The sequence below is a fragment of the Clostridium sp. MSJ-8 genome, assembly GCF_018918325.1.
Taxonomy (GTDB): domain Bacteria; phylum Bacillota; class Clostridia; order Clostridiales; family Clostridiaceae; genus Clostridium.
Genome location: NZ_JAHLQH010000049.1, coordinates 70,026 through 83,026, shown reverse-complemented (window position 1 = coordinate 83,026; position 13,001 = coordinate 70,026). Strand labels below are relative to the sequence as shown.

13 protein-coding genes and 1 pseudogene are annotated in these 13,001 nt (G+C 29.8%); all 14 read right to left on the bottom strand.

Annotation, left to right across the window (positions count from 1 at the left end):
- Nucleotides 1-5 precede the first annotated feature (5 nt).
- Nucleotides 6-1,202, bottom strand: coding sequence for an aspartate kinase (dapG, locus tag KQI77_RS11200; protein WP_216390515.1), 1,197 nt, complete (start codon nt 1,200-1,202; stop codon nt 6-8).
- A 13-nt stretch (nt 1,203-1,215) separates the two neighbouring features.
- The gene (locus KQI77_RS11195; protein ID WP_216390514.1) at nt 1,216-1,500 is read right to left on the bottom strand and encodes a YlmC/YmxH family sporulation protein; all 285 of its coding nucleotides are present in this window, start codon (nt 1,498-1,500) and stop codon (nt 1,216-1,218) included.
- 66 nt (nt 1,501-1,566) lie between these two features.
- Nucleotides 1,567-2,859, bottom strand: coding sequence for a pitrilysin family protein (locus tag KQI77_RS11190; RefSeq protein ID WP_216390513.1), 1,293 nt, complete (start codon nt 2,857-2,859; stop codon nt 1,567-1,569).
- Between the two features lie 96 nt (nt 2,860-2,955).
- A pseudogene (locus KQI77_RS11185) lies at nt 2,956-5,066 on the bottom strand (polyribonucleotide nucleotidyltransferase).
- 84 nt (nt 5,067-5,150) lie between these two features.
- Nucleotides 5,151-5,414 carry a 30S ribosomal protein S15 gene (gene rpsO, locus KQI77_RS11180; RefSeq protein WP_216390512.1) on the bottom strand — a complete coding sequence of 88 codons (264 nt, stop codon included), beginning with the start codon at nt 5,412-5,414 and terminating at the stop codon, nt 5,151-5,153.
- Between the two features lie 132 nt (nt 5,415-5,546).
- Nucleotides 5,547-6,440 (bottom strand): bifunctional riboflavin kinase/FAD synthetase, encoded by an 894-nt coding sequence (locus KQI77_RS11175; RefSeq protein ID WP_216390511.1) that lies wholly within the window; start codon nt 6,438-6,440, stop codon nt 5,547-5,549.
- A 16-nt stretch (nt 6,441-6,456) separates the two neighbouring features.
- A complete protein-coding gene (gene truB, locus KQI77_RS11170; RefSeq protein WP_216390510.1) occupies nt 6,457-7,332 on the bottom strand; it encodes a tRNA pseudouridine(55) synthase TruB in 876 nt (291 codons plus the stop codon).
- 2 nt (nt 7,333-7,334) lie between these two features.
- Complete coding sequence (locus KQI77_RS11165; protein WP_216390509.1) at nt 7,335-8,303, bottom strand: bifunctional oligoribonuclease/PAP phosphatase NrnA; 969 nt, start codon at nt 8,301-8,303, stop codon at nt 7,335-7,337.
- A gap of 1 nt (nt 8,304) precedes the next feature.
- Complete coding sequence (rbfA, locus tag KQI77_RS11160) at nt 8,305-8,658, bottom strand: 30S ribosome-binding factor RbfA (RefSeq protein ID WP_216390508.1); 354 nt, start codon at nt 8,656-8,658, stop codon at nt 8,305-8,307.
- Nucleotides 8,659-8,685: 27 nt separating this feature from the next.
- Nucleotides 8,686-10,767, bottom strand: coding sequence for a translation initiation factor IF-2 (infB, locus tag KQI77_RS11155; RefSeq protein ID WP_216390507.1), 2,082 nt, complete (start codon nt 10,765-10,767; stop codon nt 8,686-8,688).
- 14 nt (nt 10,768-10,781) lie between these two features.
- A complete protein-coding gene (locus KQI77_RS11150; RefSeq protein ID WP_216390506.1) occupies nt 10,782-11,102 on the bottom strand; it encodes a ribosomal L7Ae/L30e/S12e/Gadd45 family protein in 321 nt (106 codons plus the stop codon).
- Nucleotides 11,095-11,361: a YlxR family protein gene (locus KQI77_RS11145; protein WP_216390505.1), complete on the bottom strand. Its 267-nt coding sequence runs from the start codon at nt 11,359-11,361 to the stop codon at nt 11,095-11,097. The genes KQI77_RS11150 and KQI77_RS11145 overlap by 8 nt, the downstream gene beginning before the upstream one ends.
- Nucleotides 11,362-11,374: 13 nt before the next feature.
- The gene (nusA, locus tag KQI77_RS11140) at nt 11,375-12,493 is read right to left on the bottom strand and encodes a transcription termination factor NusA (protein WP_216390504.1); all 1,119 of its coding nucleotides are present in this window, start codon (nt 12,491-12,493) and stop codon (nt 11,375-11,377) included.
- Between the two features lie 15 nt (nt 12,494-12,508).
- Nucleotides 12,509-12,967 carry a ribosome maturation factor RimP gene (gene rimP / locus KQI77_RS11135; protein ID WP_216390503.1) on the bottom strand — a complete coding sequence of 153 codons (459 nt, stop codon included), beginning with the start codon at nt 12,965-12,967 and terminating at the stop codon, nt 12,509-12,511.
- Between the last annotated feature and the right edge of the window lie 34 nt (nt 12,968-13,001).

Below are 13,001 nucleotides of genomic sequence, written 5' to 3'. Positions count from 1 at the left end.
ACGAATTAATTAGTTACAAAAGCACTATGTAGTGCATTTATAGCTAATTTAAGATCACATGTACTAATTAGACACCATATAGTCATATGTGAATCAGCAGTTTGCAAAACTTCTATTTGCTCATGAGAGAGAGCTTTATATATCTTCGCCATTACTCCTGGAATTCCTCTCATTCCACTACCTATCAATGCAATCTTACTACAATTTTCTTTTAGAGAATATTTTAACTTAAGATCATTAAATATATTTTTTAATTTTTCTTTATCATATTCTTCTATAGTAAATACTAATTTTTCAGGAAATATATTTATAAGATCTAAACTTATATTATTATACGCTATTATATCTAATATATTATCATATTCAGCATTATTTATGTTATTCTCTTTATCTACAATTACTTGAATACGATTGTTTGTACTAGTTATACTAGTTATTATTCTATTATTTTTTTCTTTAGATATATTGTTTATTATTGTTCCTTCTGAATCATTCATAGTATTCTTTATATATAATGGAATATTATTATTTCTTGCGATTTCTACAGCTCTAGGATGGATCACCTTAGCTCCATGATCAGCTAATTGAAATACTTCATCATAACTAAGAACATTTATAACTTCTGCATTTTTTACTATTCTAGGATCTGCAGTCATTATTCCATCTACATCAGTATATATCTCTATTCTATCAGCACATAATGAAGCCCCTATCAAGCTTGCAGATGTATCACTTCCACCTCTACCTATTGTAGTAAAAAAACCATCTTCAGTCATTCCTTGAAATCCCGCTACTATAGGGGTTTTTCCTTCTTTTAATGTTGTTAGTATATTTTCTTTTTGTACTCTAATAATTGCTGCGTTAGAATATTCATCATCTGTTATAATTCCAGCCTGCCCTCCTGTAAGGGGAATAGCTTCTATTCCTTCTTGCAATAGTTCGCTACTTATTACTGCTGAACTTATTATCTCTCCACAACACATTAACATATCAGTAATTCTTTTATTATTCTCTCTACTTATATCTATTAAATCCAATAAAGAATCAGTGGAATATGCATCTCCTTTTCTGCCCATTGCAGACACTACAACTACAACATCAAATCCTTGATTTTTTGCCTTTTTTATTTTTTGTATAACTTTTTCTCTTTTTTCTTTTGTTGATACTGATGTACCGCCAAATTTTTGTACTATTATATTCACTTTTCTTACCTCTTTAAAGCTGCCCTTTTTTAATGTCATCTTTTTCTGCATCTAAAATTATAGTTTTTGCCCCTATCTTCTTGACGCATCTCCAAGGAATCTCTAAAAATTCTCTTGTCGTACTAAATAGGCTAAGCTTGCTTTTTCCTATGTTTATTATTAAATATCTTAAGTTTCCTTCTTCATCTACCACTAAATCATTATTTTGTAAGCAGTCATATTTTTCTCCATCGTTTATATTAATAATCTCATAACTACCTATTTCTCTTAATGTTTTAATCTTCTCTTCGCTTACCATAAATTATCATTCCTTATATATTTCTCTATATACTTGATAATTATGATAACAAGAGATTATTTATTCTTATATATTAGTTGGTTCTCTAAAAGCTTGCTTAGATATACCAATTACATTATCTAATTTATCTACATTAACATTATGCCCAACATAAGCTGCATTTATTATACCTTCTCCAAATGTGCTTTTAAGAACAAAATCTATATCTTCCATAGATATTTTATCTACTTTATTTATCACTTCTTCTTCAGTATCTATTTTGTTTTTAAATAGAATTTGCTTAGCATTACTAAACATTCTCGAACTTGTACTTTCAAGTCCAAGTATATAATTAGTCTTTATCTTTTCTTTATTTATTTCTAGCAATTCTTTGTCTATACCTTCTTTTGAAAATCTTTTTATTTCTTTATCTATAACTTCTAGTGCTTTTTCTCCATAATCCTTGCCTAATCCACAATATATATTAAGCATTCCTACTTCTTGAAATGTTTGAGGATAACAATATATATTATAACAAAGTCCTAATTTCTCTCTTACATTTTGAAATAATATTGATGATGCTCCTCCTCCAAATATATTACTTAATAAAACTAAAGAATAGCCATTTTTATGTCCTGCTTTTAATCCTTTTAATCCTAGGTTTATATGTAGCTGTTCTATATCCTTATCAGAATACATGCTACCTGTTAATATATTACTTGAAGAATATTTAGGTTCATATATATTGTCATTATTATACTCACCAAAATATTTTTCTAAAAGCTCCATTAATTCCACTTCATCAAATCTTCCACATATTGATATAACTGAATTTTTAGGAGTATATTTTTTCTTTTTATAATTAAGTAATAATTCTCTATCAAAGCTATTTACATTATCTATACTACCTAGAACAGGGTAAGCTAGTGGATCTTCTCCAAAAGATGTTTTAGCATGTAAATCATATAGTACATCCTCTGGGCTATCTTCTGTCATATTTATTTCCTCTATAACAACACTTTTTTCTCTTTCTAATTCTGTAGAATCAAAAATCGAATTATTTAACATATCAGACAATACTTCAATAGATTTTTCTAAATGAGTATATAAATTTTTTATATAATAACAAGTTACTTCTTTACTTGTATATGCATTTAATTGTCCACCTAAATTTTCTATTGATTCTGCTATTTCTCTTGAATTTCTCTTTTCTGTTCCTTTAAAAATCATATGTTCTAGGAAATGTGATATTCCGTTTATATCTTCTGTTTCATTTCTAGAACCACTTTTCACCATAACACCAACACTTATAGAATTTACTTCAGTCCTATTTTCAGTTACAATTCTAAGTCCATTTTTTAGGGTAAATATTTTTATCATTTTTTCACCTCATTAATTAAAGAAAGCCAGGAATTCTTTATTTTTTTGTAAAGAAATTCTTGGCTTTCTTAAATTCATAATACTAAATCAAATCTATTACTCTTCAGTATTTTGTTTTTGTTCTTGCTCTGCTAATGCATCTTTTCTTGAAAGATTAATTCTACCTTGATCATCAATTTCTACAACTTTTACTAAGATTTCATCACCTACTGTAACTACATCTTCAACCTTGTTTACTCTGTTTTTATCAAGTTTTGATATGTGAACTAATCCTTCTTTATTTGGAAGAACTTCTACGAAAGCACCAAAAGTAGTTATCTTAGTTACCTTTCCTAAATAAACTTCCCCAACCTTTACTTCTTTTGTAAGACCTTCAATAATCTTAATTGCTGCATTTACGCCATTATGATCTGGAGATGAAACAAATACTGTACCATCTTCATTTATATCTATCTTAACTCCAGTATCAGCTATTATCTTATTGATAACCTTACCGCCAGCACCAATTACATCTCTTATCTTTTCTGGATCTATTTTGATTATAGATGTTTTAGGTGCATATTCAGATACATCCTTTCTTGGTTCAGGAATACAATCTAATATCTTACCTATAATCATAACTCTAGCTTTTCTAGCATCTCTTATAGCATTTTCTATTATACTAAAGCTTAATCCATGAATCTTTGTATCAACTTGGATTGATGTAATACCTTCTGTTGTTCCTGCCACCTTAAAGTCCATATCTCCAAAGAAGTCTTCTATTCCTTGAATATCAGTTATTACAGCTTCTTCCTTTAAATCCGGTGAAGTAATAAGTCCCATTGCAATACCAGCAGCAGGTCTCTTAATAGGAACTCCAGCATCTAATAAAGCTAAAGTAGAACCACATACTGATGCTTGAGATGTTGATCCATTAGAGCTTAAAACTTCTGATACTAATCTTATAGTATATGGGAATTCCTCTTCTGAAGGAATTAATGGTTCAAGAGCTCTCTCTGCTAATGCACCATGTCCTATCTCTCTTCTACCAGGTCCTCTAAGAGGTTTAACTTCTCCAACACTATATCCTGGGAAGTTATAATGATGCATATATCTCTTAGTTTCATTTTCTTCAATTCCATCTAATATTTGAACATCACCTACAGAACCTAATGTTGCTACTGTCATTACTTGAGTCAATCCTCTAGTAAATAAACCAGTACCATGAGTTCTAGGTAATAGTGACACTTCACAGCTTATAGGTCTTACTTGATCAAAAGCTCTTCCATCAGGTCTTCTCTTTTCATTAAGTAGCATGTTTCTTACTACTTCTTTTTGCATTACATATAAAATTTCTTTTATATCTAGTATCTTTTCATCATATACATCTGCAAATTGTTCTTTTACTTTTTCATTTACTAAGTCTATAGCTGCATTTCTTTCATCCTTGTCAGTTATATACATAGCTTCTTTTACCATTGCTGATGCGAATTCTCTTATTTGCTTTTCTAATTCTTCATCCACCTTATAATAATTAGGAGTATCTTTTTCTTTACCCATAGTTTTCATAGCTTCCTTTTGGAATTCTACTATAGGTTGACATGCATCGAAACCAAACTTAATAGCTTCTATCATTTTGTCTTCTGGTATTTCATTTCCACCAGCTTCTATCATCATTACTCTTTCATCAGTTGCACAAACAGTAAGATGTAATTCTGTTTTTTCTCTTTGTTCTGCTGTTGGATTAATTACTAATTCTCCATCAACTAATCCTACTTGCACTGCTGCAACTGGAATTGTATATGGAATACTAGATAAACATAATGCCATAGAAGCAGCATTAATTGCTAATATTTCTGGAAGATTATCTTTCTCTACAGAAACAACTGTAGCAACAACTTGAACATCATTTCTATATCCCTTTGGGAATAATGTCTTATAGTTCTATCTACAGCTCTACCATTTAATATAGCCTTTTCAGTAGGTCTTCCTTCTCTTTTTATAAATCCTCCTGGAATTTTACCTACAGAGTATAACCTTTCTTCATATTCAACACTAAGTGGGAAAAAATCTATACCTTCTCTTGGTTCAGGAGAAGCATTAACATTAGTAAGTATTACTGTATCTCCATAACTCATAAATATAGCAGCATTAGATAACATACCTACTTTTCCAAATTCAACTTTTAATTCTCTACCTGCTACTTGAGTGCTAAGCACTTTTGTCATAAAATTGCCTCCTTCCAAAACAATATCTAATCCTATATAAATTTAAAAATAAAGAGCGACAAGTGCCGCTCTAAATGAGATTAATTATCTTCTTAATCCTAACTTCTTAACGATAGCTCTGTATCTTTCGATATCAACCTTTTGTAAGTAATCTAAAAGCCCTCTTCTTTGACCAACCATCATTAATAATCCTCTTCTTGAGTGGTGATCTTTCTTGTGAACTTTTAAGTGTTCAGTTAAGTCTTTAATTCTTTCTGATAATAAAGCTATTTGAACTTCTGGAGAACCTGTATCTCCTTCTCCTCTACCGTATTCTTTAATAATCTCTAATTTTCTTGCTTTATCCATTATTGCACCTCCAAATATTATCCCCATAACTCCATGTAAGAAGTTGGCATTCTTCAAACTTAGGGTTAGGTTCCTTAGTAATTATAACAAAAAGCAATATAATTGTAAATATATTTTCTTATTCTTTAGTAATTATATATATTTTTTTTGATTATACGCAAAGTTTTTATCTTTTTCTAGTTGATTCTTTAATTCATCTAAAGAATTAAATTTATGAACTCCTCTTATATATTTTAAGAAATATACTTGTATTTCTTTATCATATATATCTTCATCAAAGTCTAACAAGTAACTTTCTACTGTTAACTTCGATCCATTAACAGTAGGATTATTACCTATATTAGTTATTGCTTTATACAAATTATTATTAACCTTAACTTCTGTATAATATACACCTTCTTTAGGCAATATTTTTTTATTATTATATTTTAAATTTGCTGTAGGAAACCCTATAGTCCTGCCAATTTGTTTTCCACGCTCTACAATTCCATGAAGCATATATGCTCTTCCAAGCATTATGTTAGCTTTTTCAATATTTCCTTCTTTTATTACATTTCTTATTTCTGTACTACTTACAACTAAATTATTATAAGTAAAAGCTGGCATAACATACAATGTATAATTATATTTTTTAGATAAAGCTTCTAGTAGTTTTACATCACCTGAATTTTTATAGCCAAATCTATAATTAAAACCAACAACAATTCCTTTTACATTAAATTCTTCTACTAAATCTCTTACAAACTCTTCAGAAGATTTTTGCATAAAATCCATATCGAATTCTTGAAATTTTATAATGTCTATATTATTTTCTTTTAAAACATTATATTTTTCTTCATTATCCATTAATAATTCTATTGATGCATCCTTGTTAATTACTTCCCTTGGATGATTTTTAAAAGTATACACTACGCTTTTCGCATTATTATTACGAGCAAGTTCTACTGTTTTATTTATAAGAGACATATGCCCCATATGTATGCCATCAAAGCTACCTAGTGCGACATAACTGCCTTCCTTAATCATGCTTATTACTCCTATTTTAATTTAACAATTTCTCTATCTTAAATCCATTCTTATCTCTTTTGCCAAGCCCTATAAGTTCCCCTTCTTCTGTTAATACAGTATACAGTGTATCAATTTTTATACTATCATTATTAATAGTTTTATCGCACACTTTAACTCCGTTTGAAAGTAACTTTTGAAACTTTTTATTTACCACCAAAGATGGATAGTTATTAAGTGCTTCCTTAATAGGTATAATATACTCTTGTATATTATCTTCATCTAAATCATCTATATTAACTGAATCAGCTTCAAAAAAATTAGACGTTCTAGTTCTTTTAAGTTCTGTTACAGTTGCACCTACCTTAAGATATTGTCCAATATCATAACATAAACTTCTTATATAAGTCCCTTTTGAACATGTAACATTCATAGATACTATTGGAAGCTTGATATTGATATCATTAATATCTTTTATATTAACTTTACGGCCTTCTCTTTCAATTTCTATTCCTTTTCTTGCAAGTTCATACAATCTAACGCCATCTTTTTTTAATGCAGAATACATAGGTGGAACTTGAAGGTATTCGCCTCTATAATTATCTATAGCTTTTAATATTTGTTCTTCTGTAATACTATCTATAGAATTTTCTTCTATTATGTCCCCTTCCATGTCATAAGTTGTAGTTATAACACCAAGTTTAAAGGAAACATAATAGCTTTTATCATCATTCATAATATAATCTATTATTTTAGTAGCTCTTCCTAAACATACTGGAAGTACTCCAGTTGCTTCTGGATCTAATGTTCCTGTATGACCAACTTTCTTTTCATGAGCAACCTTTTTAACTTTTCTTACAACATCAAATGATGTCATTTTTTTATTTTTAAATATATTTAATACTCCATCCATAACTATAACTCTTTTTTCACTTCGTTAATTATTTTTTCTTTTGCTTCGCCTAATGTTACATCTTTTATCTTTAATCCAGCAGCTTTAACATGACCACCGCCACCTAATGCTTCTGCAATTTTTCTAACATCAATATCATTTTTTGAACGAAGACTCGCTTTAACTCCATCTTCTGCTTCCTTTGTAAGTACAGCCACTTCTACTCCATTAATGCTTAATGCCATAGATATTATATCGGATGTATCTACATTTTCGAAACCTAAAGATCTTAGAAGGTCTATAGATACTTCTACATAAGCAACTTTATTATTACATAGTAATTCTAAATTGCTCATAGTACTACCTATAAGTTTTATTTTTTCATATGGTCTATTTTCAAATATATAGCTATGAATTTCATTATTTTTAACTCCAATATCTACAAGAGCTCCTGCTATAGTATGTGTCCTTTTTGTTACATTAGAATGTCTAAAAGAACCTGTATCAGTAAGAATACCTGTGTATATACACATTCCAACTTCTATTGATTCTTTCATATTTTTTTCAAAGTTAAACCCTAAATCTTTTGCTAGTAAATATACTATTTCTGCACATGCTGCAGAATCAGATTCAATATAATTAATATAGCCAAATTTTTCATTGCTCATATGATGATCTATGTTAATTATCTTGCCTTTATAGTTTTCTAGATCTGCAGATATCCTATCAACATTTCCACAATCTAATACTATAACTAATTCAGTATCTTCGCTTATAACAACATCTCCAGTTATTTCTTTACCATAAGGTAGGAAAGAGAGGTTATCTGGGATAACATCTCTTGAAGTAATATATGCATTCTTTCCTATATTCCTTAGTACATTTAGTAACCCTAAAGAACTTCCTATAGCATCTCCATCTGGAGAAGTATGAAATGTTATAGCAATTTTATTATATTTTAATATTTCTTCTGCTACGCTCTTTATTTCCATACTATTTCTTTTCCTTTGTCTTTTGAAGCAAATCATTTATATGCATTCCATAGTCTATTGAATCATCTAATTCAAAAATTATTTGAGGACTTTGTCTTAAATTAATTCTATGAGCTATTTCTTTTCTTATAAATCCAGCCGAATTCTTTAATGCTTCAAAATTGCTCTTCTTTTCCTCTTCATCTTTTGCGAATATACTTACATAAACTTTTGCATAACTTAAATCTCTAGTAACATTAACATTAGTTACTGATATCATAGCAGTAAGTCTTGGGTCTTTAACTTCTTCTCTTAATAAAATACTTATTTCTCTTTTAACTTCTTCGTTTATTCTGCCGCCTCTATAATTAGCCATAATTATCACCTCGCAAATCTGTGATTTTTAAAGTTCTTTTCTCTTTATTGCTTCCATAGTAAATGCTTCAATAATATCTCCTTCTTTAATATCATTGAATTTTTCTATGCTTAATCCACATTCATATCCTGTATTTACTTCTTTTACATCATCTTTAAATCTCTTAAGAGATGCTAATATGCTTTCAAATATTACAACACCATCTCTTATAACTCTTACTTCTGCATTTCTCATCATCTTACCATCTGTTACATAACATCCAGCAATTGTTCCAACATTAGATATCTTGTAAGTTTCTCTTACTTCTGCTTGACCTAGAACTACCTCTTTATATTCTGGCTCTAACATACCTATCATTGCTGATTTTACATCTTCTATTGCATCATAGATAACTCTATAAGTTTTTATTTCTACACCATCTCTATCTGCTGCAGCAAGGGCATTATTATCAGGTCTTACATTAAATCCTATAATTATAGCATTTGAAGCTGTTGCAAGAGTTGTATCTGTTTCAGTAATTGCACCAACTGCACTATGAATTACTCTTACCTTTACATCATCAGTTGATAATTTTTCTAATGATCCTGTTAATGCTTCAATTGAACCTTGAACGTCAGCCTTTACTATAATTGCAAGTTCCTTTACTGTACCTTCTTTTATTTGGTTATATAAATCTTCTAATGAAACCTTATGTGATGAATTAAATGTTTCATTCTTAGCAGCTTCTTTTCTAGCTTCTGCCATAGATCTAGCTGTCTTTTCATCTTTTACTTGATTAAATCTATCTCCTGCTGCTGGTACTTCTGATAATCCTAATATTTCAACTGGAATTGATGGTCCTGCACTCTTTATCTTCTTACCTTCATCATCAAACATAGCTCTTATTCTTCCATATGTGTTTCCAACTAGTATTGAATCTCCCACATGAAGTGTTCCGTTTTGAACTAATAATGATGCAACTGCTCCTCTTCCTTTATCAAGCTTAGCTTCTATTACTGTTCCGTTAGCTTTTCTATTAGGGTTAGCTTTTAATTCTTGCATTTCAGCAGTTAATAATACCATTTCTAACAATTGGTCTATATTAAGTCCTGCTTTTGCTGATACCGGAACACATATAGTATCTCCACCCCAGTCTTCTGATATTAAACCATATTCAGTTAATTCTTGTTTAACTCTATCAACATTTGCATTTGGTCTATCTATCTTATTTATAGCAACTACTATAGGAACTCCAGCTGCCTTACAGTGACTAATAGCTTCTTTTGTTTGAGGCATAATTCCATCATCAGCTGCAACAACTAATATAACTATATCTGTTATTTGAGCTCCTCTTGCTCTCATTGCAGTAAAAGCTTCATGTCCTGGAGTATCTAAGAATGTAATAGCTTCTCCATTTATTGATACTGTATAAGCACCTATATGTTGAGTTATTCCACCAGCTTCTGTTGAAGTAACCTTTGATTTTCTTATAGCATCTAGAAGTGAAGTCTTACCGTGGTCAACGTGTCCCATAACTGTTATTATTGGTGGTCTCTTAACAAGGTTCTTTTCATCTTCTTCTATTTCTTCTAATTCTTCTAGTTCTGCTGTAACAACTTTTTTATCGTATAAAATTCCAAATGTATCACATACTTTTGCAGCTGTATTATAATCTATCTCTGCATTTAATGCTGCCATAACTCCTGATAGCATTAATGTTTTAATAACTTCTGCATATGGTTTCTTGATCATATCTGCTAATTCTTTTACAGTTATAGTTTCGCCTAACTCAACTATAGTATTTTCCGCAAATTCTTGATCTGCTTTTGCTTTTTCTTCTGCAATTTGTTTTTTAGTCTTTTTCTTTTTCTTATTAGTCTTTTTCTCTTCCTCTGTTAATATCTCATCTTCATATTCGTCTGCTATGCTCTTCTTATCAGCTGCAACTTCTTCTGACGAATTATCTTCTGAACTATTTAATAACTCTTTTATTAAAGCTGCATCTTCATCTTCTATAACACTCATGTGATTTTTAACTTCTATACTAAACTCATCCATTAGTAATTTTATTAATTCTTTTGATTCTATGTTTAATTCTTTTGCCAATTCATATACTCTGATTTTTGACATACAGTCACCTCCGATTATTTACTCATAGACTTCTCCTCCAACTCATATATAGAAATCAACTTCTGAGCCATATTTTTATCCTTGATAGCTATAATTTTCACTTCTAATCTTCCTATGGCTTCTCCTAGTTCTTCTTTTGAGAAATCCTTAATATATGGTATTTCTTTACTTTCACAATGATTTATAAATTTTTTCTTTGTAGAATTTGATGCATCGTTAGAAATAATAAATAAATTAATATCTGTTTTGTTTCTTTCTTCATTGCACTTGCTATATCCTTCAATTATATTCCCTGATCTTTTAGCAAGGCCTAAAAAATTAAAAAACTTATTCATCTTTTATCTCTTCTTTTAGCGTATTAAAAACTTCTTCGCTTATTGACACATCTAAATTTCTACTAAGTCTTTTTGTTTTAAATGCTTTTTCTAAACATTCTTCATTCTTACAGATATAAGCTCCTCTTCCAGCTTTCTTACCAGTTAAATCTACAGAAACTTCACCTTCTTTTGACTTAACAACTCTAATAAGTTCTTTCTTAGGTTTCATTTCCATACATCCGGTACACATTCTCATGGGTATCTTTTTTACTTTCATAGGAAACACCTCATTATTCTGTAATTTCTTGTTCTACTTCGTATTCTTCATCTAACTCTGTCTCTGGCATCTCTTCTTGTTGTTGTGCTGCTTGAGTTACACTCTTTATATCTATTTTCCATCCTGTTAATCTTGCAGCAAGTCTAACATTTTGACCTTCTTTTCCTATAGCCAAAGATAATTGACTATCCTCAACTACAACTTTTGCTGATTTAGTTTCTTCATCAACCTCTACACTTACAACTTTTGCAGGGCTTAAAGAATTAGCAATAAATTCCTTAGGGTCTTTGCTCCATTTTATTATATCTATCTTTTCATTCTTTAACTCATCTACTATTTTTTGTACTCTTGTTCCTTTGTTACCAACGCAAGCGCCCATTGGATCAACTGATTCATCATGAGAATAAACAGCTATTTTACTTCTTGAACCTGCTTCTCTTGATATATTCTTTATTTCAACAACTCCGTTGAATATTTCAGGAACTTCTAATTCAAATAGTCTCTTAACTAGCTCTGGATGTGTTCTTGAAACATATACATTTGCACCCTTTGAACCATTTTTAACTTCAACTATATATAACTTAAGTTTTTCATTGAATTCATATTTTTCACCTGGAATTTGTTCTTTTGGTGTTAATATTCCTTCTTTTCTACCAAGGCTTACATACACTAAACCTTTTTCTTTTCTTAAAACTGTACCTGTAATTATATCAAATTCTTTTTCTTTGAATTCATTATAAACAACATTTCTTTCAGCTTCTTTTATTCTTTGAGTAACAACTTGTTTAGCTAATTGTGCTGCAACTCTTCCAAAATTTCTAGGAGTAACTTCTAATTCTACAATATCATCTTCTTCATATTTTGGATTAATTGCTTTAGCTTCTTCTAATGATATTTCTGTAACATCATCATATAATTCCCCACATACTACTACCTTTTGAGCATATACATGTATTTCTCCAGTTTCACGATTAATACTTACTCTTACATTTTGAGCTGAAGTATTTTGGTTTGCATAATTCTTTTTATAAGCTGCTACCATTGCGTCTTCAATTGTTGTAAATAAATCGTCTTCCGATATTCCTTTTTCTTTTACTATTTCTTTTAGAGCACTAATAAACTCTTCGTTCATAATAATATCCTCCTCTTATATTTCCCCATTTAAGTTTATAGTTTTTATTTTATCCCTAGGTATAATAACGTCTTCTACCTCTTTTATAACTATATTGTCATCATCAAATTTTAATAACTTACCTTCAAATTTCTTCTTACCTTCTATAGCTGATGAAGTTTTTACTAATACATCCTTACCTATAGAATCTAAATAATGTTTTTCTTTAAATAAGCCTCTATTAAGACCTGGTGAAGATACTTCTAAATAATATGATTCACTTATAAAATCTTCTTCATCTAGCAAATCACTAATTCTTCTAGATACAGCTTCACAATCTGTAAGAAATACGCCGCCTTCTTTGTCTATATATATTCTAAGAAAATTATCTCCGTCTTCTCTAACATACTCAACATGATAAAGCTCAACGTTATTTTCTTCACATATAGGTGCTGCTAATTCCTCTACTCTTTGGATTAAAGCATTCTTCTGCATACAATCCCTCCTCTATTCAGTTTTTATAGTCTGC

Excerpts from the sequence above, each read along its gene's own strand:
- KQI77_RS11195 (WP_216390514.1), bottom strand. The coding sequence starts at position 1,500 with ATGGTAAGCGAAGAGAAGATTAAAACATTAAGAGAAATAGGTAGTTAT.
- KQI77_RS11190 (WP_216390513.1), bottom strand. The coding sequence starts at position 2,859 with ATGATAAAAATATTTACCCTAAAAAATGGACTTAGAATTGTAACTGAA.
- rpsO (WP_216390512.1), bottom strand. The coding sequence starts at position 5,414 with ATGGATAAAGCAAGAAAATTAGAGATTATTAAAGAATACGGTAGAGGA.
- KQI77_RS11175 (WP_216390511.1), bottom strand. The coding sequence starts at position 6,440 with ATGATTAAGGAAGGCAGTTATGTCGCACTAGGTAGCTTTGATGGCATA.
- truB (WP_216390510.1), bottom strand. The coding sequence starts at position 7,332 with ATGGATGGAGTATTAAATATATTTAAAAATAAAAAAATGACATCATTT.
- KQI77_RS11165 (WP_216390509.1), bottom strand. The coding sequence starts at position 8,303 with ATGGAAATAAAGAGCGTAGCAGAAGAAATATTAAAATATAATAAAATT.
- rbfA (WP_216390508.1), bottom strand. The coding sequence starts at position 8,658 with ATGGCTAATTATAGAGGCGGCAGAATAAACGAAGAAGTTAAAAGAGAA.
- infB (WP_216390507.1), bottom strand. The coding sequence starts at position 10,767 with ATGTCAAAAATCAGAGTATATGAATTGGCAAAAGAATTAAACATAGAA.
- KQI77_RS11150 (WP_216390506.1), bottom strand. The coding sequence starts at position 11,102 with ATGAATAAGTTTTTTAATTTTTTAGGCCTTGCTAAAAGATCAGGGAAT.
- KQI77_RS11145 (WP_216390505.1), bottom strand. The coding sequence starts at position 11,361 with ATGAAAGTAAAAAAGATACCCATGAGAATGTGTACCGGATGTATGGAA.
- nusA (WP_216390504.1), bottom strand. The coding sequence starts at position 12,493 with ATGAACGAAGAGTTTATTAGTGCTCTAAAAGAAATAGTAAAAGAAAAA.
- rimP (WP_216390503.1), bottom strand. The coding sequence starts at position 12,967 with ATGCAGAAGAATGCTTTAATCCAAAGAGTAGAGGAATTAGCAGCACCT.